This is a genomic window from Sphingobacterium sp. UBA7249 (assembly GCF_002472835.1).
Classification (GTDB): domain Bacteria; phylum Bacteroidota; class Bacteroidia; order Sphingobacteriales; family Sphingobacteriaceae; genus Sphingobacterium; species Sphingobacterium prati.
Window position 1 is genome coordinate 1 of the sequence record NZ_DKST01000012.1, and the last position, 24,983, is coordinate 24,983.

Below are 24,983 nucleotides of genomic sequence, written 5' to 3' on the forward strand. Positions count from 1 at the left end.
GTCGATATCATACCATCGGGCGATCTCGTTAAATACCTCTACTGTATTGGTTCCATCAAAGTAAAATTGGCCACTTTTCCAACTAAGCACCTGATCAATGTTTATTGACTTTGATCTAAGTTTACCCTGTTCGGAAAATGCTTGTTCATTTGGTTTTAGGCGTACAGCGCTATTCTGTTTGGAGACAATAACAGCCCCTTCTTCTAGACTTGTACGAATTCCTGCATCTCCCGAGTAAGCATTGATGTTGAATTTTGTCCCCAATACTTTTATCTGTTGATTTCCAGTTTTTACAATGAACTCCCTGTGATCCTTCGTTTTCTGAACTTGGAAATAGGCTTCTCCTTCCAATTCAACAATACGTTTTCCGGATTCAAATGAGGAAGGATAAGTTAGCTTCGAATCAGCATTGAGGCTAACCAAGGTGCCGTCCGCTAACACGAGCTCATAGGTAGCGCCTTTGGGAGTTTTTAATATGTTTTGCTGGCTAACAATTTTTCCAGTTTTGGCATTTCGATAACGAACCTTTCCCTGCGCATCTTTTGTTAATATTGTCTCTCCGATTTGAACCGTTTGATTAAGTGCTAATTCATCCAGATTAATCCGTTTGCCATCTGCTAGGGTGATAATAGCTTTTTCGCTTCCGGGAGGAATGGAAGCCAATAATTTATTGGATGCTATATGCTCTGCCGCGGGCCAGTATCTAAAGGCGAAAAAACCGATTAGCAATACAGCAGCAGCTGTGCTGACAATCTGTAAGTATCTTATAGTATTGGATTTTTTTTCTATTAAGCCAATTTCATTCAACAAGCGATTTTTGACATTTTTTTGGATAGACGAAAACTGCTCTTTTGGGATTTGATCGGCTGATTGCAGATCAAACCAGTCAAAAAGCTTTTTACGCTCCTCAATACTTTCGAATCGGCTCAGAAATTGGGTAATTAATCTATATAATTCTTTCACTTGCTTCATAAATCGCAGCGTTATACTGGTTGGTTATAATACAAGTGATGTAAAAGAAGAAGAGCTTCTACTCAAAAAACAAAAAAAAATATTTTTTTAATCTATTAGTCGATAAGTGGCTGATTAATAGATTAGAAAAATAATACAAAATGAAATAGATGACCGGTTGCTGTACGTAATTGGCGAATAGCCTTGTTGATATGCTTTTCAACCGTCGACTCACTAATACTTAATTTTTGTGCTATCTCTTTATTGCTCAAATAATATTCCCGGCTCAATTTGAATACTTCCTGACATTTTTGAGGAAGATTTTCTACCTCCTTGCTGACAACGTCAATGATGTAACGGTAATAAAGCCGATCTTCAATAGGTATGGATTGATCTTCAAATTCCAGATGTTCGAAGTCTTGGTAGGCCTGTATTTTCATTTCTTTGCGGTAATGTGCAAATACCAAATAGCGACAGGAACTAAACAGGTAAGCCGGAAGAGACTCAATTTCCTGAATTAATGCTCTATTTTTCCATACGGAGATAAAGAGGTCATGAAGAATGTCTTCAGCTGCTTCACGGCTGCTGATCTTTTTTGCAATAAAAGAAGTTAAATCGGGGGCGAATAAATCATATAACACCGAAAAAGCACGCTGATCTCCCTGTTGAATAAGGGGTAGGAGTTCTTGGTATTGGTATGATCTCGTGTTTTTCATAAGGTGTTAGTCGCCAGTAAATTTAGTAAAAAATTAATATTTTCATTATGTAAGTGTGCAAAGTGACGGGGATTTATGTTTAATTTTTGAGTATTTATTAAAAAACAATAAAATCAAATTTTTTTAGAAAGTAAACTAGGCAGTCTTGCATATGGATAATAAATATTTTAAACGGACTTTCAGTGTTAAGTATTGATCTAGTATTCATGAAGTATGGCGTTCGTATTTCTATTTGGTGTTAAATATCAAGCACAACGACTTGAAAAAGAATCCTAATAATGATGCGCAAACGATAGTCTTAATGTTGATTTACCTCTATATAAAGTGTAATCTTCATTTTATTTTCTAATTTCACTTAATTTTATGAAATGCGCTCATGGCCAAATCTATTAAAGAAATTGCACAGGAACTTAATGTTTCCAAATCTACCGTTTCGCTGGTGATCAATCATAAAGCGGAGCAGGCTCGTATCAGTAAAGATCTTGAGAGGCGTGTATTGGATTATGTCAAGAAAGTCGGGTACAAACCCAATTCGCTAGCAAAAAGTTTGGCGACAGGACGCTCGAATACCATTGGCTTGATCGTAGAAAATATTGGCGATTCCTTTTTCGGTCCTTTTGCGTTATATGTGGAAGAGCTTTTGCGCAAGAAAAATTATCATGTACTCTATAGCAGTACTTTAGGAGACCCTCAAAATGCGCGAGATATCATTGATTTTATGCTTGAAAAGAAAGTTGAGGGTATACTCCTGGCACCTACCGTAAATTTGGACGAACATCAACGAAAAATCCTAGAACATAAAGTCCCTTTGGTTGTTTTTGACCGAAATTCACCAGAAGTAGCGACACATTATGTTCATATTGACAACGGTGATAGCGGCAGAAAAGCCTGTTTACATTTGCAATCAATCGGGTGTAAGAACTTTGGATTGATCACCATTGATTCGGATCAGCCTCAGATGCTGGCACGTAAAAATGCCTATTTGCAATTTTGTGAAGAAACAGGTATGCCAGCAAGAATATTACATTTGTCCTATCAAAACTTGCGGCAGAAGGGGATGGTTACTTTGCGGAATTGGGTGTCTAAAAATACCGAATTGGATGGATTATTCTTTACGACCAATTATCTGTGTATCCTTGGTTTGAAATCGCTCCGGACCGAGGAAGGGAAGAATTTTGATTTCCCATTGTTTTCTTTTGACGATCATGAATTGTTTGATCTTTTGAATCCTAAGATCTCCTGTATCCGCCAGCCACTGGAATCGTTAGCAAAAACATGTGTAAAGGTCTTGCTAAAAGAAATAGACCGTGGCATTTCAAGTCCCAGAGAATATGTGATTTCAACAGACTTGATTAAAAGATAATATGCCGCTTGGAGCCTTTATCCGCTTCGGATTGTCCATATGAATGTAAGCCTAATTGTAAAAATCATAAGACCTCACCTTCGAAAGTATCGAGTTTTTTTGAATTCATATTCTTTTTTATATCTTTACTAATACGTTTTAGTAGAAATATTTATATATATCCTAAATAATGAAGAAATCATTAAGTGTTTTTCTAGGGTCATTATTGTCCTTGGGTTTGTTTTACGCAAAACCGGTTTTGGCTCAGAAGTTTAGAGGACAGCAAATGGAGGCTGTGGATCTGGTAAACCCTTTGATGGGTACTGAATCCAAATTTGAGCTTTCCAACGGTAATACTTATCCTTCGATTGCGAGGCCATGGGGGATGAATATGTGGACACCGCAAACAGGTAAAAATGGTGATGGCTGGCAGTATCAATATACCGCTGATAAGATCCGTGGCTTGAAGCAGACCCATCAGCCTTCCCCTTGGATGAATGATTACGGTGTTTTTTCGATTATGCCCGTGACGGGAAAACCTGTTTTTGATCAGGATGAACGTGCGAGTTGGTTTTCGCATAAAGCGGAAATTGTTAAACCCTATTATTATTCCGTGTATTTAGCCGATCATGACGTGACTGCTGAGATGACGCCAACTGAACGCGCGGCGATGTTTCGTATCTCTTTCAATAAAACGGATGATGCCTATATCGTTTTGGATGCTTATGAGAAAGGTTCAGAAGTTCAGATCATCCCTGAAAAAAATATGATTATTGGTTACTCGTCGAAATACGCGCGTGGACCGCTGCCCGAAAATTTTAAGAATTATTTTGTACTTGTTTTCGATCAGCCTTTTGCTAGCGTTGCTACTTGGGAAGGAAAGGAAAAGAAAGATGGGCAGCTTCAAATCAAAGGTGACCATACTGGTGCGATCGTCGGTTTTAAAGTGAAGGATAAATCAAAACCTGTTCAGGTGAAGGTTGCATCCTCTTTTATCAGTGCTGAACAAGCCTTGTTAAACTTAAACGAACTTGGCAACAAGTCTTTTGATCAAATTAAAGAAGATGGTCGCCAAATTTGGAATACAACTCTAGGTAAAATTAAGGTAGAAGGAGATGATATCGATCAGTTGCGTACATTTTACTCGACAATGTACCGTACGTTATTTTTTCCGAATAAATTATACGAGATCGATGCCGCGGGTAAGGCCGTTCATTACAGTCCTTACAATGGTAAGACACTTCCTGGGTATTTATTCGGAGGAACAGGTTTTTGGGACACATTTAGAGCCCTGTATCCTTTCTTAAATTTCATGTACCCTTCTATCAATAAAGAAATGCAGGAGGGTTTGCTCAATGCTTATCTAGAAGGTGGATTTCTACCTGAATGGAGCAGCCCGGGTTATGCTGATATCATGGTGGGTAACAACTCCGCTTCGGTCGTTTCGGATGCTTATATGAAAGGATTGCGTGGTTATGATATCAATAAGTTATACGAAGCCTTGCAGCATGGTGCCAATAATGAAGGACCTATGAGTGCTGTTGGAAGAAAAGGTGTTGAATACTACAACAGTTTAGGATATGTCCCTTATGATGTTAAAATCAATGAGAATGCTGCCCGTACCTTAGAGTATGCTTACGATGATTTTACTATATATCAATTGGCAAAGGCATTAAATCGTCCTAAGGCTGAGATTGACCTATATGCAAAGCGTGCCCAAAATTATAAGAACTTATTTGATCCTTCCACGAATCTGATGCGTGGTAAAAATAAGGATGGTAAATTCCAAGCGCCTTTCAATCCATTGAAATGGGGGGATGCGTTCACTGAAGGTAATAGTTGGCATTACTCCTGGAGTGTTTTCCACGATGTACAGGGGCTGATTGACTTAATGGGTGGTGAAAAAACCTTTGTCAATATGTTGGATTCTGTATTCGTTCAGGCTCCAGATTTTGATGATAGCTATTATGGCGGTATTATCCACGAAATTCGGGAGATGCAGGTGGCCAATATGGGGCAATATGCCCATGGAAATCAACCCATACAGCATATGCCATACTTGTATAATTATGCAGGGCAACCCTGGAAAACGCAATATTGGGTTCGTCAGGTAATGGACAGGATGTACAAACCGACTCCTGATGGTTATTGTGGTGACGAGGATAATGGTCAAACATCAGCGTGGTATGTGTTTTCGGCTCTAGGTTTTTATCCTGTTTGTCCGGCGACAGATGAATATGTGCTTGGAGCTCCATTATTTAAGAAAGCTACCTTGACTTTTGAAAATGGTAAAACATTGACAATAGATGCTCCTAAGAATTCTGATGAAAATGTTTATGTCAATGCTTTGCAGTTGAACGGAACAAATTATGGTAAAAACTGGTTGAGCCACAAGGTGCTCCATGAAGGTGGAAATCTTAATTTTGATATGGCCGCTAACCCGAACTATGATAGAGGAGCTACTTTAAGTGCCGCTCCATATTCGATGACAAATGACTTGAAGGTGGGTGTAAATTCAACAAAATCAAAGAAGAAAAAATAAGCAAATTATAACTCTGATTATGAACTTTAATTTTTTGAAACAAACATTGGCTATTGTAGGCCTACTGTATTCTTTTTCAGTTCCGGCACAGGACAATTGGCAACATATCGAAAATGATCGTAAGGTAGCGGTGGATGTTGATAGCATTACCAGAGGTGGATATACATTGGTCTGGATTAATAAGGACAAAAATTTTAGTCCAGCCCTTAAGGAGAGATTGGTAGCGGCGTATTTTACCAATTATCCTAAGCTGGCAAAAAAATATAATAACAAGACCATAAAAAAAGTGTCTTTTGTCATTGATCCGGATTATAAGGGTGTTGCCGCTACGGCTGGAGGCATTGTACGCTATAGTCCGGAATGGTTTGCCAAAAATCCGGGCGACATAGATGTCGTTACACATGAAGTCATGCACATTGTTCAGGCTTATCCGAATGGAGCTGGTCCTTGGTGGATTACCGAAGGAATTGCAGATTTCGTTCGGTTTGACGACGGAATAGATAACGCCGGCGCAAATTGGAAATTACCAGAGTATACAGAGAAACAAAAGTATACGGATTCTTATCGTACTACAGCGCGTTTTCTTTATTGGATTAACAAAAATGTAAAAAAAGATTTTGTTAAAAAATTGGATGGGGCAATGCGCAGTAAAACATATACTGATGATTTTTGGAAAGCACAGACCGGCAAGACGATTGACGAATTATGGAGTGTTTATAGTCAAAATCCCAAGATCTAATCCTGAAGTGATGAACATAAGAAGTTTAGTTTATGTCGGTTTACTATGTGTCCCTTATTTATTAAAGGCGCAGGAAACCAAATTGATTCAATACGTCAAACCACTTATAGGAACCGCACGAATGGGGCATACTTTCCCTGGTGCGACAGTTCCTTTTGGGGCAGTGCAGCTCAGCCCGGATACAGATACCTTATCGTATGCTGTAAATGGACAATATAACGGCGATGTGTATAAATACTGTGCCGGTTATCAGTATGAAGATCCAACGATTGTAGGGTTTAGCCATACGCACTTTAGCGGTACCGGCCATTCTGACCTGGGCGATATTTTAGTTATGCCAACCCAGGGTAAGGTACAGCTCAATCCGGGGACTTCGAATAAACCTCAGGATGGATATAGATCGCCCTATTCGCATGCCAATGAGCGTGCGGAGCCAAACTATTATAGTGTTTTGCTTGACAAACATCAGATTAAGGCCGAGTTAACCACAACAACTCGTGTCGGGATCCATCGTTATACCTTTCCGCAATCAGATGCATCGCATCTTGTCGTAGATTTGACTGCTGGAATTTATAACTACGATGGTAAAAATGTCTGGACGGTTGTCAAGGTGCTGAATGATTCTACTTTGGTGGGTTATCGCCAAACCAATGGATGGTCCCGTACACGAACTGTATATTTCGCGATAAAGACTTCCAAACCTTTCAAAAACTATGGCGCAAAATACGAAGATGGCAAATTGGTGTATAATGGTTTTTGGCGCAAGTTTGATCAGCAGCATAATTTTCCAGATCTAGCTGCCCATAATATCAAATTGCATTTGGATTTTGATACCAAAGCACAAGAGTCCATCCAGATGAAAGTTGCGCTAAGCCCTGTAAGTATGAAGAATGCGCTTAGCAATATGGAAACAGAAACGCCAAATTGGGATTTTGACAGCTATGTGCGTAAAGGGCAATTGGCTTGGGAAAAGGAACTTCAAAAGATTGAAGTGGATATGTTGAACAAGGAGGACCTTGTCAATTTCTACACGGCTATGTATCACGCCAGTTTAATGCCGACGATTTATATGGATCAGAATGGCGAATATAGAGGATTGGATCAGGAGATTCATCAGGCTAAGGGCTTTACGAATTACACATCGTTTTCCCTCTGGGATACATTTAGGGCGTTCCACCCACTGTTGAACCTGATTAACCCCTCACGCAACGCAGATATTGTTTCATCCATGATGGCCCATTACGATCAGAGTGTATTGAAAATGCTGCCTATTTGGTCACATTATGCAAACGACAATTGGTGTATGAGTGGTTACCATTCTGTATCAGTCATTGTTGATGCCATATTGAAAGGTGTGTATAAGGGAGATCCAGAGGCTGCGTTACGAGCTTGTGTGCAAACAGCAAATACGCGTAATTATGAAGGAATAGGTGCCTATATAGATAAAGGGTATGTTCCGGATGATGTGTCAAGTACCTCTGTCTCCAATACCCTGGAATATGCTTATGATGATTGGTGTATTGCCCAATTGGCAAAAAAGCTAGGGAAAGAAGATATTTATCAAATCTTTTCAAAGCGAGCGGAGAGTTGGCGGGCGCTTTATGACCCAGCAATTGGTTTTATGCGTCCAAAAAGCTCCCAAGGAAAGTTTAAAGAAAAATTTGATGTCTTAGATACACATGGGCAGGGATTTATAGAAGGAAACTCTTGGAACTATAGCCTGTATGTACCGCATCAACCCAAAGAAATGATGCAAGTTATGGGCGGACAAAAGAAATTGGAGACTTATCTGGATTCTTTATTCACAATGGAACTGCCGGATAAATATTTTGAGCATACGGAGGATATAACAAGAGATGGTATTATTGGCAATTATGTACATGGAAATGAACCTTCTCATCATGTGGCTTATCTGTATAATATTACCCAAAGCCCTTGGAAGACGCAGGCGAGATTGCGTCAGATTATCCGGAATCAATATCACAATGGGCACGCTGGTTTAGGTGGAAACGATGACTGTGGACAAATGTCTGCCTGGTATCTTTTTACTGCGCTCGGATTTTATCCTGTTGCGCCCGGAGACGATGCATATTGGATTGGCAGCCCGTTGGTGAAATCTGCGAAAATCAATTTAGAAAATGGTAGCAGCATTTCTATAGTTGTGCGTAATCAGTCTGAAAAGAATGTATACGTAAAATCCGTAACATGGAACGGTAAGCCACTGGATAATCTAAAATTATCTTACACAAACTTAATGAATGGCGGCGAATTGATCTATACGATGAGTAACAAACCAAACAGATAGGGGGCTTAGGTATACGAATAAAGAATGGGGCGATCAGGTGTATATAAATGGATAGCTATCTGTTGCTTGTTTTTATTTTTGGTATTGCAGTATCTCATGATCGTGCGATCATATGAGATAAAACGAAGTCAACTATTTCAAAAAGAGAAGCGGGATATTAAGGTCGTTTATGACAGGCATATCTTGAATGACAAGATGTTCCCCGGAGGACAAAAACTTGTCGACTCGACCTTAATGCCTCATTTGAATCGCCTGAAATATTATCATCAGGAGAATCGAATCGCTTTTGATGAATTAAGAGATAGTATTGCTGGCCAACTGCTTTCTAAGTTGCAGGACAATCCCTCGATAGATAGCTTATTTGAAGTTATTCGATCGGAGATCCATTTAGATAAAGAGTTTGGTTACGCACTTGTGTTGCGGGATGTGTCTGTTACCTTCGATGCCAAAGATTTTATTCCAATAATTGATTTTTCTCAGGACCACGCTATTCCGATAGGTGGTGAACCAAGTTTCATTGAAAAGGACAATCTTGTTTCAGCGATGGCAATCGCTGCAAATAGCAAAATGTCAAATCGTGTCGCATTTACTTTGTATGTCGGAAATATAAACACGAAAATCTCTGTTATTAAGTCCATTCTTCCTTTACTATTACTGTCAGGCTGTTGTATTATTGGAATTATTGGACTTTACTGGGTAACCTATACGAACTGGATGAAACAGAAACGTATGGCGGAGATGGCTTCAGACTTTATCAATAATGTCACACATGAATTCAATACACCGCTGACAACAATTCGCATTGCCCTCTCCAATATAGCGGCAAAGGTATCCGATGAAGAAAAAGTTAAAATTGCAGAAACACTTCAGACTATGGGGCGTCAGATCAAGCGTTTGGACAGGCTTGTGAATAAAGCTATAGATCTGAGTGTCTTTAATCGGGGAACAATTATTTTGGAGGAACGATATCTTTCTGAGTTATTGAATCAAATTGGAAAGGATATTGCTGTTTTAGCGTCAGAATATGCCACAATACAAATTGAAGTGGATGAGAAGGTCTCACAGGATAAAGTACTTGTTCATCCTTTTATGTTTGTCACCATGGTGAACAACCTGGTGGAAAATGGCTTGAAGTATAATAATGAAAAATTGAAGCGCGTTCACGTTCAGTTGGGTTATTCAGCTCCTGGGTTGCTTGCGTTGACTGTTCAGGATAATGGGATAGGTATTGCTGAAAATCAGCTGCCACATATTTTTACAAAAGGATATCAAGGGAAACTTCATGCTTCGACCAATGGGCTTGGGCTCGGATTATTTTTTGTTCAGGAGGTAATCCGTACACATGGATGGAAGATTGCTACAAAGTCGTCTGTTGAACAGGGAACAAAATTTATTATTTATATACCAACACTGTGAATATATAAATTATGCAAAGATATGGCCATATATTATTGATTGAAGACGATCTTGATTTGGCAGCTATGCTATTTGACTATCTATCGGGCTGTGGTTTTGATGTGGTCCACGCCGTATCGGCAGAACGAGGTATAGCCTGTTACCGTACGGATAAATTTGATATTCTTATTGTGGATATCCAACTACCGAAATGGGATGGCTTTCAGTTTGTGGAATATGTTTCAAAACTAAATAAAAATCAATTTGTACTCTTCCTGACAGCAAGATTATCGAAAACAGACAAATTACGGGGCTTGCACCTGGGCGGAAATGACTATATAACGAAACCTTTTGATGTGGAAGAACTCGCTCTCAAGCTTCAGAATTATATGGTTAAGCATAATCTCATCACCCAACGCTCAATGAATGTAGGTGATATTAAGCTCAATGATCAGCTCTATACCATAGAATTTGGAGATAAATCAAAACAAGTTGTCTCTCCTCGGGAATTTGAACTCTGGACTTTCCTGGCGAATAAACCAAACATGGTTTTACGGCGGGAAGAAATCCTAATGGCGCTATGGGGAGAAAATGATTACTTCTTGGGACGAAGCTTAGATGTATTTATCTGTAAGATTAGAAAAATGTTAAAAAGATCGCGCTATGTCGCGATAAAAACGGTCTATAAGGTCGGTTTTATTCTAGAAGTGAATAACGAGAATTGTCATTAACAATCGATTAACAACTTTCCTTTTCCTTTCTGCTTACTTTTACTAAAACGAATTAGTGTGCTGATGCAGGTGTTTCTTGTTATGATAGCCAGCATATTTGGTGTACAGTAGTCCGTCAACCAATTGTTGTATTAGTAAACCAGGAATAAATTTATGAAAAGAAAGGTAATTCCATTATTTCTCACGCTGTCAGTGTGCAGCACATCGTATCTTCAAGCTGAATTAAAGACCGAATCCAACCCAATTTATTTCCGACAAGACGGTATTGTCATTGAAGGGACAGTTGTAAATAGTTCAACTGGAAAGGTCATGCAAGGGGTGAGTATTGTCGTAAAGGGAAGCGGTAAGTCTACGAAAACAGATGCTACTGGTAAATACCGTATCGATGTGCCTTATAAAGAAGCTACGTTGACATTTTCGTATATCGGATTTCAGCCACAACAAATTGCACTTGGGGGACGATCCGTCATACAAGTCAGTCTGGTCGAAGATGTTAAAGCACTTGAAGATGTTGTTGTTGTAGGCTATACGACGCAAAAAAAACGGAATGTCGTAGGGGCCGTAGCTACAATTACGACAAAGGACCTCGTGCAGAGTCCAGCTGCAAATATCAATAATATGCTCGCTGGAAGGCTGCCCGGACTGGTTGTCAATCAATATGCTGGAGGTGAACCTGGCGTGGATCGGTCTGAATTGTTTATTCGAGGCAAGTCTACCTATGGAAATCAGTCCCCTATCATTATTGTTGACGGTATTGAACGCGACATGAGCTATTTAGCTCCTGACGAAATTGAAACTGTTTCTATTCTGAAAGATGCTGCAGCTACAGCTCCGTATGGTATCCGTGGGGCAAATGGGGTCATTGTCGTCACAACAAAACGAGGGCAGGCGGCAGATAAAGCCACCGTAGATTTTAAGGCGTCTTATGGTTTGAATGCACCCGCACAGTTGCCCGAGCTTCTAGGATCTGCGGATTATGCGACACTCTATAACGAAGCTTTGGTTAATGACGCAAAGTTATCCGGTGGCAATATTGATAACCTGAAACTCTTTAGTCAAGATGCTATAGATAAATTTAGAAGGGCAAAGGGCGATAACTCTGATGGTCTGGGATATAATTGGGATTATTTTGACTACATTTTTAGGACAGCGCCACAACACGAATATAACCTATCGATCCGTGGAGGAAATGAGATCGCGAAGTACTTTGTGATGGGCGGATATATGGGGCAGGACAATAATTATGATCATGTCGATTTGTCAAAATATAATGTAGCGCCCAAGTTCCAACGATACAATTTTAGATCAAATATCGATGTCAATATCACAAAAAACCTGTGGGTAAAGTTGAATTTAGGGGCACGTATCACCAATCGTACCTCGCCAGGAACTTCTGCGTCGCGATTAATGACATTGGCAATGACACAGCCGCCTTACTTACCAATAGTACTGGAGCCTAATAGTCAGTCGTCAACACAGAATTATTTATTGAATAATCCATCAGGTTTATTGTTCGGTAATCAGATCTATCGTTTTAATGTATTAGGCGAGTTGACCAGATCTGGTTACCATACTGAAAAAAACACCTATCTGGAAGGAAGCTTTGCTGTGGGCTGGAACATGGACTTTATCACCAAGGGACTTTCTGTTGACGGGGTATTTTCTTATGATGCCAAAGAACAACAGTGGGTTAGAAGAGAATTAGGGACATATAGCGAAGGTTATCGGGTTTATCCGAATTATGCGACTTTTCAACCCAGTGGCGGGATAGATATGTTTATGCATCCTGAACATTATAACGGGACTTATACCAATGGTAATAAGTATACCGTAGATCAGACTATTGGAAATAAATTTGATCAAAATAGTCCATTTAATAGAACCTTTATTCAGGGGAAAATTAATTACAATCGTTTATTTAATGACAAACATAATGTGACGGGGATGTTATTATTCAATCGTTCAAGTCAGTCTGTGTACGACGCAGCAAACGATAAAGCGAGTGTAGATATTCGTTATCAAGGTTTAACAGGACAGTTTACCTATAATTATCTAGAGAAGTATTTAGCGGAATTCAATTTTGGATATAACGGCTCAGAAAATTTTATCGAGGGAAAGCGTTACGGTTTTTTCCCAGCTGGTGCAGTGGGTTGGGTTGTGAGTAAGGAAAAATTTATGGACCAAACTAAAGACTGGCTTAGTTTTCTGAAACTAAGGGCATCGATGGGGCTTGTCGGGAACGATAAAATGCCTGGCGATGCTAGATTCGGGTATTTGGCTTTTTACCAAGGCGGTGACGGCTATAGTTTTGGTGAGCAAAATTTTAACAATGGCCAAAGCGGGCTACGTGAAGGGCGCCTGGCAAATGAAAATACCACCTGGGAAAAATCCCGTAAAACCAATATTGGTCTCGATATGGGTTTTTTAAAAAATAAGATGAATTTTAGTATTGACGTATTTGAAGATTATCGTTACGATATCATTACCGAACTGGGGCCTGACGATATTGGTTTTCCGAGTGTAGTGGGTAAAGGGTCACCACTTATCAATATTGGAAAGGTACGTAATCGGGGTATCGATATTGAAATGAGTTATTCGGATATGATTGGTGATAACTTTAGATTTTTCGTCAAACCGAATTTCACCTTTTCGCGTAATAAGCTAATTTATAGACAGGAAGTTCCGCGTCAGTATGACTATAGACAAGCGACAGGTAAGCGGTTGTATGAGAATTTTGTATATGTTTTTGACCATTTTGTTAAAGATCAGGCGGAAGCAGATAAATTAAACCAAGGTCAATTTCAACCCTGGGGTAATGTTGGGGCCGGAGATGTTGTTTACAAAGATTTGAATGGGGATGGTAAAATTACCGACTTGGGGGATCGTACTGCTATGGGAAACCCACGAAGTCCAGAGATTCAATTTGGTTTGCCTATTACATTACAGTACAAAGGTTTTGATTTTAGTCTTTTATTTCAAGGGGCACTGAATTCTTCTATCTTGCTGAAAGATGCTGCTGTATGGGATTTCCCAACTTTTGATCAGGATAAACTGGGGGCTGTAAGACCGATACACATGGGGCGTTGGACCCCAGAAACAGCTGAAACGGCAACTTATCCAGCACTACATATCGGTAATTCGGAAAATAATAAAAACAGCAACAGTAGTTTATTCCTATATGACGCAAAATATTTAAGACTTAAAAATATTGAAATCGGGTACAACTTGCCGAAAGACCTGATCAAAAGAATCGGTTTAAATCAGTTGCGTATTTATGCGCAAGGAATGAATCTGTTTACTTGGTCAGGCCTCAAAGATCTGAGTATCGATCCTGAGATGGGAAATGCAAGTGGATACTGGTACCCGATTTTGAAAGTCTACAATTTTGGGATAAACCTTAATTTTTAATCGTTATGAATATGTTTAAAATAAGAAATATAATTTTTTCTATAGCGGGCACGGCTGTATTGGCGATGACGGGCTGCAACAAATATTTGGACAAATTACCAGATGATCAATTGAGAGAAGATGAGGTATTTACGCGTTATGAAAAAGTCAATCAGCTTGTCACAGATGTTTATAACAAAGCTAAGAACGTGAACCAACCAATTTCATGGTTTTATCATTTTTCAAGTGCTGCCATCACGGATGAAGCGGAGGGCTCTACCGTAGAAGGAAATATTACGAATAGATATAATACCGGAGACTGGAATATTAACGAACTACCGGGAGATAACGGGCAGTTCTGGAATAGTATGTATGACGGTATCAGACGGACAAATGTGATTTTGGAGGGAATAAAAAAATACAATACACCGGATGATATTCTCGAACCAGGATCATTACCCATGCGTGTAGGAGAGGCCTATTTTTTGAGAGCATATTTCCATTTAATGGCGGTCCGAATTTATGGGGAGATACCTTATATCAATCATGTTATTACCGCGACAGAAAATATGAATTTTGAACGAGAATCGGTTCATACAGTAATTGATAAAATCGTCGCAGATGCTACCACCGCATACAATGCTGTTCCGGAAAAATGGGAAGGACAGAATTTTGGTCGAATTGATAAAGGCGCATGTTTGGGATTAATAGCAGAAGCGAGGTGGTTGGCTGCCACTCCACTTTGGAATGGAGCTGCTGAAAAAGGATATACGGGCAGTCGCAAGTTTGAATCCGAATATGCGAGCAGTAATCCACAGCGTTGGATCAAGGCCAAAGAAGCCGCAAAGGCGGTGCTGGATTTTACGGTCGCCGGAGGAAAACGTTACAGTCTTTACCAAAAATATTCAAACACGGACTTTGGGGATAGTGGTGGACAGAATACAAGTAATTCGACCGTTTATACCCGGCTCTGGCAGATGTTTTACGATATGGAAGCGTTTAAAAACGAGTATGTCTTGTTTTTTACAAGGTATAAAGGAGAAGGCTGGTTTGGTGATGTTTATCCACCAAGCAGGGGCGGAGGTGCGCGTCAAATGCCTGTTCAGGAGCAAGTTGATGAATATGAATACATTTCTCCTGATGGCTTTGGCTATCCCGTGTATAGTGCGCAGGCAAAACAAGATGGATATGACGACGGAAGTCCTTATACATCCGTCAAGAGAGATCCACGATTCTATCGAGATATTATATTTCATGGCGCAGCTTTTAGGGGGGGCAATAATAACCCTTCTCAAACCAATGTAGCAAGCGGAGCAGATCAAATTGGAGCTAATAATGCAACTCGTACAGGCTATTATCTGAGAAAATTCCTGCAGGAAGCCTGGAATAGAAACGGTAGCGTTATTCTGAGTGCTCCACCAGTGTGGAGGTTACCGGACTTTATTTACATTTATGCCGAAGCAGTCAATGAAATAGATGGGCCAACACAAGAAATTTATAATTTGATAAATCAGGTCAGAACACGATCATTCATGGCTCCAATGCCAATGAGTACACTTTCGAATAAAAATTTAATGCGCGAATATATCTATCGTGAGCGGAGAGTAGAGTTTTTCTATGAAAATAAAAGGGCTTTCGATAGCAGATTATACTTGGAACCTAGTAGTGCAATAGAAAAAACTAAGTATCAAACGTTCACAGCTGCTGGAACTACCAACAGTGAGCGAAGTATCAATTATTGGAAGAATAACAATAATTCTTACCCTAAGCTTCAAAATATGATCAATGGGATGCGACCGGTTGAAGATGTAAATGGTAAAATTCAGATTGGTGATAAAAAGTATCGAATGGAACGTTTTTTTGTCGAGAGCAGAGTTTTCAATGCACCTACTCATTATTTATTTCCGATTTTGAATTCTGAACTTCAAAAGTCACCCGCGCTAGGGCAAAATCCAGGATGGTAGTATTTGCATACAAAAATCCCACATTCAACAATCCATTGAATGTGGGATTTTTTTGTAACCATCTTGTGAAAAATGGTACTTTATCCCCTATATTTAAAATTCTTATTTATATTTACTAATACGTTTTAGCTTTTTGGGCTGTTTTAAAACAGTATGAACCAAACCCACATTTATGTTTAACATTAAAAAATTAACAGGCGGCATCCTTTTTCTTTTTGCGACTCATGTGAGTTCAGCACAACAATCCTCGCCGGTAGATTATGTAAATCCATTGATTGGTACAGAATCTAAATATGAATTGTCGAATGGAAATACCTATCCGGCCATCGCACGTCCTTGGGGAATGAATTTTTGGACTCCCCAGACAGGTAATATGGGCGATGGATGGGTGTATACCTACACAGCGGATAAGATCAAGGGATTTAAGCAAACACATCAGCCTAGTCCATGGAATAACGATTATGGACAGTTTTCTTTGATGCCGATAACGGGTAAGCCGCAGTTTGATCAGGAAAAACGGGCCAGTTGGTTCTCGCATAAAGCAGAGGTTGTAAAACCTTATTATTATAGTGTTTATCTAGCAGACCATGATGTGACTACAGAGCTTGCACCTTCACAGCGTGCGGCGGTTTTTCAGTTTACTTTCCCAAAAACAGACGAGGCTTATGTGATTATTGATGCTTTTGACAAAGGATCTTACGTAAAGATTATCCCGCAGGAAAATAAAATTATTGGTTATTCAACAAAAAATAGTGGTGGCGTTCCAGACAATTTTAAAAATTATTTTGTCATTACCTTCGATCGCCCTTTTTCGTCCAAAGCCGGGGTAAAGAACGGTGTGGTCAGCAATGATCAACTGGAAATTAAAGAGGATCATGCAGGTGCTATTGTTGGTTTCCCTTCTTTAAAAAGGGGAGAGAAGGTTATTGCAAAAGTTGCTTCTTCCTTCATTAGTTTTGAACAGGCAGAGCTTAACCTGAATGAAGTAAAGTCTAAAACATTTGAGCAGGTGGCCAATGAAGGTAAGGAGCAATGGAATGAAGTATTAGGCCGTGTCCAAGTTGAAGATGACAATATAGATCGCCTGCGTACCTTTTATTCCTGCCTTTATCGTTCGACATTATTTCCACGGGATTTCTCGGAAATTGATGCTTCTGGAAAAAGAATCCATTATAGTCCCTACAATGGACAGGTTTTGCCTGGTGAGATGTTTACGGATACAGGTTTTTGGGACACGTTCAGAAGCTTGTTCCCACTTTTGAATTTATTGTACCCGTCGATGAACGACCGTATGCAGGCTGGCTTGGTGAATGCTTACAAGGAAAGTGGCTATTTGCCTGAATGGGCATCACCAGGGCATCGCGCCTCTATGATAGGCAATAATTCGGCATCTATAGTCGCTGATGCTTTAGTCACCAACAGGACCGGTTATGACAAAGAACTCCTTTGGGAAGCGCTAAAACATGGCGCTAACAATGCATACCCAAAACATTCCTCTACCGGACGGTTTGGCCATGAATATTACAACAAATTAGGCTATATTCCTGCAGATGTAAAGGTAGACCAGAATGTGGCGCGTTCACTAGAATACGCATATAATGACTGGTGTATTTATGAATTTGGAAAAGCTTTGGGTATATCAAAATCCGAAACGGCTATTTATGCGCAACGTGCGATGAATTACAAAAATCTTTTTGACCCAACAACAAAGTTGATGCGGGGCAAAAAATTGAATGGATCTTTTGTTGACAGTTTTGATCCAAGTGCTTGGTCTCGTGAGTATACTGAAGGTAATGCTTGGCATTGGAGCTTTTGTGTATTCCATGATCCGCAAGGGCTAATTGATTTGATGGGTGGAAATAAATCTTTTGTCGCTATGTTGGATACAGTGTTTGTTATTCCGAGTTATGAGGGAATGAAAAGCCGCAGTATGATCCACGAGATGCGCGAAATGCAAGTGATGAATATGGGCCAATATGCACATGGTAATCAGCCTATTCAACATATGCCTTATCTCTATAATTATGCGGCAGAACCATGGAAAGCACAATATTGGGTTCGTAAGATAATGGATAAATTGTATCTTCCTACGCCAGATGGTTACTGTGGCGATGAAGATAATGGGCAGACATCGGCTTGGTATGTTTTTTCTTCGATGGGATTTTATCCGGTTTCACCAGGGTCTGGAGAGTACGTTATTGGCTCTCCTCAGTTTGAGAAAGTGACCTTGAAACTCGAAAATGGCAAAGAGGTTCGTATCCATGCAAAGCAACAAGGTGTAGATCAGGTCTATGTAAATCAAATTTCCTGGAATGGAAAAGCTTATGATAAAAACTATATCCGTTATTCAGACCTGCTAGGTGGCGCAAATCTAGAGTTTAAGATGAGTGCAGAGCCGAATAAAAATAGAGGAACAAAAGAAGACGATGCACCCTATTCTTTTAGTAAGGAAAAACGTTAAGATGAAGCTTCATTAAATACCTTTTAAAGATCAAATGATTTGTACAGTTTGATTTATAAAATGTAAAATATTAAAACCATGATGACAAACCCAGTTGCTGTCATGGTTTTTTTACACGAATAAAATAATCTTGGTTATTTAAAATCATACCTTTGTGATTCGAAAATTCGATATGTTAGGTAAGTTATTTCATCTTATAACACTCTTTGCGTACCTCAACCTCTTGACGTATGAGTCCTTCTCATCAACGACAGGACAGGTGCTGCATGCGGGGGAAACTATCGTGGAATATTTTTTGGATGATGTCTTAGATTTAGAACCTATTCATTCTTCTCAAGAAGAGAAAGTATTGTTGCAGGACGACTATCGTATATTTGCTGTCAATAGTCAGGTCCTGTCAATCTTTATATTTGTCTTTGGAATCGTATTTACAGCCTTATGCTTCTCCAAGGATAAGGTACATCCGTTTTATCGGTCGAAAACCCTTTGTCGCCCCGGTTATTATCAATTCTTATATAGATTCCGGCCTTTCTAAGTGCCTTATTTCACTTTTCTTTCGGAGTAAAAAATAATACTATCTTTTTCTAATGATGTTGGGATTGTACTTTCCCTGCATTTCCATATTGTATTATTATAGCTCCCATCTAATTTAACATTTTATTTTTTATCGTTTTTATGAAGAAATTACTTGCGCTGTGCCTATTATTGGGTACGGTAGGGATGCTGGCTTCCTGCCGCTCCTCTAATGCGAATGCCGAGCAAAAAGCAGAAATTAAGAATATACCGGTTACACCATTGATTGTAATGGACACAACGGTATATCAGGAATATATAGCCGATATCCAGGCTTTAAAAAATGTGGAGCTTAGGTCCAAGCTGAACGGCTTTTTAGATAAAATCTATGTAGACGAAGGAGCCTGGGTAAAGAAAGGCCAAGTATTGTTCAAATACAATAATGAAGAGTATCGTTCGGAGTTGGCCAAAGCCAAAGCGCAATATGATAATTCCATTGCTGAAGCACAAAAGATCAAACTCGAAATGGAAAGAACCCAAAAATTGGTCGACAAAAATATCGTGAGTCCATCCGAGTATAACCTATTGAAGATCCAGTTAAAAGCGGCAAATTCCAAAATTGAAGAAGCCCGTGCTTTGGTCAACCAAGCCCAGACGAGACTCGACTATACCGTTATCCAAGCACCATTTGATGGCCGGATAGATCGAATCTTATTAAAGGAAGGATCATTGTTGACCGAAGGCAGTCTGATTACCACGATTTCTGATCTAAGTCAGGTCAATGTTTATTTTGATATTTCGGAACGGGAGTATTTAACGATGATGCAAGATAAACTGGATGGGAAGGAAATCCGTAAGACCGTGAAGTTGATCTTGGCAAACGGGGCGTTATATCCACATGAGGGGATTGCCCATATTGTAGAAAGTGAATTTGAAGCCAATACGGGATCTATTGCACTCCGGGTCCAATTTCCCAATGCGGAGCATATCCTGAAACACGGTGCATCCGGTAAGATTGCCGTACCTATGGAGACTGGAGAGCACGCATTCGTACATCAAAAATCTGTATTTGAGATCCAGGATAAAACATATGTGTATGCCATGCAGGCAGACAGCACAGTGAAGATGACGCCTTTTGTTGCGGGGCCCCGTGTAGGACATTATTATATCGTAGAGGCTGGTCTTGATCCGAATGTTAAAGTGGTGTATGAAGGTGTGCAAAACCTGCGTAATGGAATGAAGATTAACCCAAAATTGAGGAAGCTGTAGCGGAGGATAAATTATGTTTGAAACATTTATAAAAAGACCCATATTATCGCTGGTCATATCGGTCTTTATTACCCTCTTGGGTTTGCTGGCTTTATTTACATTACCTATTACACAGTTCCCAGATATTGTTCCTCCTTCTGTGGTGGTGAATGCCAATTATACAGGAGCAAATGCGGAGGTAAGTACCAATGCGGTGGCTATCCCACTGGAAAAAGCTATCAATGGTGTTGCAGGGATGACCTATATGAACTCCGTGTCAACCAATAATGGAAGTACAGTGATCCAGATCTTCTTTGAAGTGGGTACCGATCCGGATATCGCCGCGGTCAACGTACAGAATAGGGTAACAACAGTATTGGATGAATTGCCGGAAGAGGTTATCAAAGCCGGGGTAACAACAGAGAAAGAGGTCAATTCGATGTTAATGTATCTGAACGTCTTTACTGAAGACCAAACTGCTGACGAACGTTTTATTTATAACTTTGCCGATATTAATATCCTGAAGGAACTCAAACGTATCGAGGGTGTCGGGCTAGCCCAGATTATGGGTATGCGTGACTATGCCATGCGCGTATGGGTGAAGCCGGACCGTATGGCAGCCTATAATATATCTGCTGAGGATGTGGTCGCTGCTTTGCGCAAGCAGAATATCGAAGCTGCACCTGGGCAAACTGGTATTAGCTCAGATAAAATGCGCAATATGCAGCAATACGTATTGCGTTATCCGGGCAAGTTTACGGAAATTGATGAATATGCCAATGTGCCTATCCGTGCCAATTCCAATGGTTCAATTATTCGGATTAAAGACGTAGCCGACGTAGAATTTGGTTCCCTGGATTATGAAATGGTCTCCAAGACTGATGGTCGTCCATCGGCATCCATCATGCTGAAACAGCTTCCTGGATCAAATGCGCAAGAAGTTATTCAGCGGGTAAAAGATCGCATGGCAGAATTGAAGCAGAACTCATTTCCTGCTGGGATGACCTATACCATGGGGTATGATGTATCCCGTTTCTTGGATGCCTCTATTTCATCGGTGATCAAGACTTTGTTGGAAGCATTTCTGTTGGTCTTTATTGTCGTGTTTATCTTTTTACAGGATTTCAGGGCTACGGTTATCCCGATCCTAGCGGTGCCGGTCTGTCTGATCGGAGCCTTATTTTTCATGCAAATGCTGGGCTTTTCAATCAATTTGTTGACCTTGTTTGCGCTGGTACTGGCCATCGGAATTGTGGTGGACAATGGGATTGTAGTCGTAGAGGCCGTGTACGCCAAAATGGAAGAAGAGCATCTACAACCCATGGAAGCGACCTTGGAAGCGATGAAGGAAGTTGGGGGCGCCGTCGTGGCAATCACCTTGGTGATGTCAGCAGTGTTTGTTCCGGTAGCCTTTCTATCCGGCCCTGTAGGAATATTTTACAGACAATTTTCTTTGACGCTGGCTGCGGCAATCGTGATTTCGGGTATTAACGCATTGACATTGACACCAGCCTTGTGTGCACTTTTCCTTAAATCACCACATGACCGCAAGCCATCCAATAATTGGTTAGACCGATTCTTTAAACAATTTAATAAGATTTATGACCGCACAGCTTTCGGCTACAAGGGAATATTGGTGAAAACAAGTGCGAGACGTGGACTTACGCTATTATTACTAGGTGGTTTCTTTTTGGCAACTTGGGGGAGCAGTGCCATACTGCCTTCTGGATTTATTCCGACAGAGGATCAAGGGATGATTTATGTCTCCGTAACGACCCCTCCCGGTGCAACAGTAGACCGTACTGAGCGCGTATTGGATAAGGTTGATTCTGTAGCACGCAAACTGGATATTGTTGAAACGGTTTCAACTTTATCGGGATATAGTATTGTGACTGAAGTATCAGGTGCGTCTTATGGTATGGGAATGATCAACCTTAAGCCATGGAAGGAACGTGATCAAACGGTCGATGATGTGATCAAAGAACTACGCGAGAAAACAAAAGATTTTGTCGATGGACAGATTGATTTCTTCCCACCGCCGACGGTACCGGGTTTTGGTAACTCTTCGGGATTTGAATTGCGCCTATTGGACCGTAGCGGTAATGAGGATCTGAATAAAACAGCGGAAGTATTACAGAAATTTATGGATGACATGGAGAAAAGTGAAGTGCTCCAGGATGTCAGTTCCAGTTTTGATGTTAACTTTCCGCAGTATATGCTGAAAGTAGACTATGATATGGCCGCAAAGAAAGGAATATCAGTAGAAAATGCGATGAACACCTTGCAGACCTTGATGGGAAGTCTTTATGCAACGAATTTTATCCGTTATGGACAAATGTACAAGGTGATGGTACAGGCAGGACCAGAGTACCGTCAGCGGCCCGAAGACGTACTTCGGCTGTATGTGAAGAATGAAACGGGGGAAATGGTGCCCTATAACGCCTTTATTTCCATGGAGCGTATTTACGGGCCGGAGCAGATTACGCGGTACAATATGTTTAGTTCGGCGATGGTGACAGGACAGTCTTCACCGGGTTTCAGTTCGGGACAGGCAATCGAAGAAGTGGAAAAGATTGCGTCTTCCTTGCCACAAGGCTATAGCATTGAATGGTCAGGGATGACCCGAGAGCAAAAGATATCAGGAAATCAGGCCCTGTATATTTTCGCGCTCTGTCTATTGTTTGTCTACCTTTTGTTGTGTGCGCAATATGAAAGCTTTTTGTTGCCATTACCAGTCTTACTCTGTCTGCCAGCAGGAATTTTTGGAGCCTTTATCTTCCTGAAAGTCTTTGGTTTGGAAAACAATATCTATGCACAGGTCGCTTTGGTCATGCTGATCGGGCTTTTGGGTAAAAACGCGATCCTCATCGTGGAATATGCCAATTTGAAATATAAGCAGGGAATGGATATTGTCACGGCGTCCATTGAGGGGGCTGTCGCGCGCTTACGCCCTATTTTGATGACTTCTTTTGCATTTATTGCCGGACTGATCCCATTGATGATGGCAAGTGGCGCCGGAGCGTTGGGGAATCGAAGTATTGGTACAGCTGCGGTCGGAGGGATGCTCATCGGAACGATATTGGGAGTTATTGTTATTCCAGGTCTCGTGATCTTGTTTTCCAAAAAAGAGAATAAAAAACAGGTCATTAAACAGACCTCATTAGTAATCGCTGCACTCATTCTCTTTGGCAGTTGTGCTGTTCCCAAAAAAGCAGTACAACCTGAAAAAATTGCCCTGCCCACAGCATTTTCAGAAAGGACGGCAATTGATAGTATGAATGTTGGCAATCGCTCCTGGCGGGAGATTTTTAAGGATCCACTTTTAGTCGCACTGATTGATTCGGCTTTACATGCTAATATAGATATCCGTCAATCCATCTTACGGTTAGAGTCTGCGCAAGCCTACTTTAAACAACGTAAAGCAGCATTGGGTCCGACGGTAGAGGCAGCGGTTGAGGGCGGAATACGTAAGTATGGCCACTACACCGAATCGGGGATCGGTAATTATGATTCCAATTTTTCGGACAATTTGAAAAGTGACGAAAAACTGCCTGAACCCTTTATTCCAGATTATTTTATTGGGCTTCGTTCTTCCTGGGAAATCGATCTATGGGGTAAATTAAAAAGCCAAAGGCAAGCGGCCTACTTTGGCTTTTTGGCCGAGCAAGAAGGGAAGCGTCTGTTAGAAACGGAACTGGTATCCAATATTGCGACGGCCTATTATGAGTTGATGGCCTTAGATCAAAAAATCAAGGTCTATGACCGTAATATTGAACTGCATACCAATGCACTTGAGGTCGTGGAGATAAAAAAAGATGCGGGTTATGCGACGGAATTGTCGGTTCAGCAGTTCAAGGCGCTATTGGCAAACTCTAAATCCGCCAAAGAAAAATTGAGCCAGGAAATTGCGCTTTGGGAGCATCATATCAATGGATTACTAGGACGCTATTACCAGCCGATCAAACGTAGTACGTATGTTGAGAACACAAACTTATATCATGCAATGACTTTCGGTACTCCAGATGATCTGGTCAATCAACGTCCGGACATTAAAGCTGCTTACCTGAAGATGATGGCCTCATCAAATAGTCAGGAAGCATCAAGGCTAGCTTTTCTGCCATCGGTGGCCATTAGTCCTTTTGTCGGTTTACAGAGTTTCAGTTTTAACAAGCTATTTAATCTGGACAAATCCATTGCCTATAATTTATTTGGGGGTATTACACTCCCCATATTGAATCAAAGGCAATTAAGGACACAATACGAAATTGCGAAAGCCGATTATGGAATTGCTTTTTTGGACTATGAAAAATCCGTTTTGAATGCTTATAACGAGGTTTCCAATGTCATTATGACGCAAGAGGCAATCAGCCGGCGTCGGACATTTGTGGATGAACATGTAAAGGCGCTGGATCTTTCCATTGAAGCTGCACAGGAATTGTTTATTGCCGGAAGAGTGACATCACTGGATGTTGTCACCGCACAGAAGGAAGCCCTGGAAGCACAAGTTGGAAAAGTAGAACTCGAAAAGGAGAACACATTGAATCAGATTCTGCTCTATAAAGCTTTGGGTGGTGGCTGGAAATAAAACCACCTTTGGATGATAAGAAAACTATTTTTCATGCGATAAAGAATTAACTTGTTAATTCTTATACCCTTATATGGGTTAGGGAAAGAGGCCGTCGTGAGATG

At 40.5% G+C, this 24,983-nt stretch carries 14 protein-coding genes; 12 read left to right on the forward strand and 2 right to left on the reverse strand.

Features of this window, described 5'->3' with window-relative positions:
- Positions 1-972 (reverse strand): FecR family protein (locus tag B4A24_RS07825; protein ID WP_293944172.1); only part of this gene is annotated, 972 nt, incomplete at its 3' end.
- Between the two features lie 122 nt (positions 973-1,094).
- Positions 1,095-1,667 carry an RNA polymerase sigma factor gene (locus B4A24_RS07830; RefSeq protein WP_293944174.1) on the reverse strand — a complete coding sequence of 191 codons (573 nt, stop codon included), beginning with the start codon at positions 1,665-1,667 and terminating at the stop codon, positions 1,095-1,097.
- A gap of 376 nt (positions 1,668-2,043) precedes the next feature.
- Here B4A24_RS07830 and B4A24_RS07835 point away from each other — a divergent pair, with 376 nt between their 5' ends.
- The 12 genes from B4A24_RS07835 to B4A24_RS07890 all read left to right on the forward strand — a co-directional run bounded on the left by B4A24_RS07835 (position 2,044) and on the right by B4A24_RS07890 (position 24,879).
- Positions 2,044-3,030, forward strand: coding sequence for a LacI family DNA-binding transcriptional regulator (locus B4A24_RS07835; RefSeq protein ID WP_293944176.1), 987 nt, complete (start codon positions 2,044-2,046; stop codon positions 3,028-3,030).
- A gap of 169 nt (positions 3,031-3,199) precedes the next feature.
- The gene (locus B4A24_RS07840; RefSeq protein WP_293944177.1) at positions 3,200-5,551 is read left to right on the forward strand and encodes a GH92 family glycosyl hydrolase; all 2,352 of its coding nucleotides are present in this window, start codon (positions 3,200-3,202) and stop codon (positions 5,549-5,551) included.
- Positions 5,552-5,570: 19 nt separating this feature from the next.
- Positions 5,571-6,290 carry a basic secretory protein-like protein gene (locus tag B4A24_RS07845; RefSeq protein WP_293944178.1) on the forward strand — a complete coding sequence of 240 codons (720 nt, stop codon included), beginning with the start codon at positions 5,571-5,573 and terminating at the stop codon, positions 6,288-6,290.
- A 10-nt stretch (positions 6,291-6,300) separates the two neighbouring features.
- Positions 6,301-8,595 carry a GH92 family glycosyl hydrolase gene (locus tag B4A24_RS07850; RefSeq protein WP_293944179.1) on the forward strand — a complete coding sequence of 765 codons (2,295 nt, stop codon included), beginning with the start codon at positions 6,301-6,303 and terminating at the stop codon, positions 8,593-8,595.
- Between the two features lie 24 nt (positions 8,596-8,619).
- Positions 8,620-10,011 (forward strand): sensor histidine kinase, encoded by a 1,392-nt coding sequence (locus B4A24_RS07855; protein ID WP_293944181.1) that lies wholly within the window; start codon positions 8,620-8,622, stop codon positions 10,009-10,011.
- Positions 10,012-10,022: 11 nt separating this feature from the next.
- Positions 10,023-10,721 carry a response regulator transcription factor gene (locus tag B4A24_RS07860; RefSeq protein ID WP_293944182.1) on the forward strand — a complete coding sequence of 233 codons (699 nt, stop codon included), beginning with the start codon at positions 10,023-10,025 and terminating at the stop codon, positions 10,719-10,721.
- Positions 10,722-10,874: 153 nt separating this feature from the next.
- Positions 10,875-14,129, forward strand: coding sequence for a SusC/RagA family TonB-linked outer membrane protein (locus B4A24_RS07865; protein WP_293944183.1), 3,255 nt, complete (start codon positions 10,875-10,877; stop codon positions 14,127-14,129).
- A gap of 11 nt (positions 14,130-14,140) precedes the next feature.
- A complete protein-coding gene (locus B4A24_RS07870; RefSeq protein ID WP_293944184.1) occupies positions 14,141-16,072 on the forward strand; it encodes a RagB/SusD family nutrient uptake outer membrane protein in 1,932 nt (643 codons plus the stop codon).
- A gap of 172 nt (positions 16,073-16,244) precedes the next feature.
- Positions 16,245-18,533 (forward strand): GH92 family glycosyl hydrolase, encoded by a 2,289-nt coding sequence (locus tag B4A24_RS07875; RefSeq protein WP_293944186.1) that lies wholly within the window; start codon positions 16,245-16,247, stop codon positions 18,531-18,533.
- A 154-nt stretch (positions 18,534-18,687) separates the two neighbouring features.
- Positions 18,688-19,068, forward strand: a complete 381-nt coding sequence (locus B4A24_RS07880) for a hypothetical protein (protein ID WP_293944188.1) — start codon at positions 18,688-18,690, stop codon at positions 19,066-19,068.
- A 140-nt stretch (positions 19,069-19,208) separates the two neighbouring features.
- Positions 19,209-20,315, forward strand: a complete 1,107-nt coding sequence (locus tag B4A24_RS07885; RefSeq protein WP_293944190.1) for an efflux RND transporter periplasmic adaptor subunit — start codon at positions 19,209-19,211, stop codon at positions 20,313-20,315.
- Positions 20,316-20,328: 13 nt separating this feature from the next.
- Positions 20,329-24,879, forward strand: a complete 4,551-nt coding sequence (locus B4A24_RS07890) for an efflux RND transporter permease subunit (RefSeq protein WP_293944191.1) — start codon at positions 20,329-20,331, stop codon at positions 24,877-24,879.
- Positions 24,880-24,983 lie beyond the last annotated feature (104 nt).

Bases quoted from the DNA above. Each gene is read 5' to 3' on its own strand.
- B4A24_RS07830 (WP_293944174.1), bottom strand. From the start codon at position 1,667: ATGAAAAACACGAGATCATACCAATACCAAGAACTCCTACCCCTTATT.
- B4A24_RS07835 (WP_293944176.1), top strand. From the start codon at position 2,044: ATGGCCAAATCTATTAAAGAAATTGCACAGGAACTTAATGTTTCCAAA.
- B4A24_RS07840 (WP_293944177.1), top strand. From the start codon at position 3,200: ATGAAGAAATCATTAAGTGTTTTTCTAGGGTCATTATTGTCCTTGGGT.
- B4A24_RS07845 (WP_293944178.1), top strand. From the start codon at position 5,571: ATGAACTTTAATTTTTTGAAACAAACATTGGCTATTGTAGGCCTACTG.
- B4A24_RS07850 (WP_293944179.1), top strand. From the start codon at position 6,301: ATGAACATAAGAAGTTTAGTTTATGTCGGTTTACTATGTGTCCCTTAT.
- B4A24_RS07855 (WP_293944181.1), top strand. From the start codon at position 8,620: ATGGGGCGATCAGGTGTATATAAATGGATAGCTATCTGTTGCTTGTTT.
- B4A24_RS07860 (WP_293944182.1), top strand. From the start codon at position 10,023: ATGCAAAGATATGGCCATATATTATTGATTGAAGACGATCTTGATTTG.
- B4A24_RS07865 (WP_293944183.1), top strand. From the start codon at position 10,875: ATGAAAAGAAAGGTAATTCCATTATTTCTCACGCTGTCAGTGTGCAGC.
- B4A24_RS07870 (WP_293944184.1), top strand. From the start codon at position 14,141: ATGTTTAAAATAAGAAATATAATTTTTTCTATAGCGGGCACGGCTGTA.
- B4A24_RS07875 (WP_293944186.1), top strand. From the start codon at position 16,245: ATGTTTAACATTAAAAAATTAACAGGCGGCATCCTTTTTCTTTTTGCG.
- B4A24_RS07885 (WP_293944190.1), top strand. From the start codon at position 19,209: ATGAAGAAATTACTTGCGCTGTGCCTATTATTGGGTACGGTAGGGATG.
- B4A24_RS07890 (WP_293944191.1), top strand. From the start codon at position 20,329: ATGTTTGAAACATTTATAAAAAGACCCATATTATCGCTGGTCATATCG.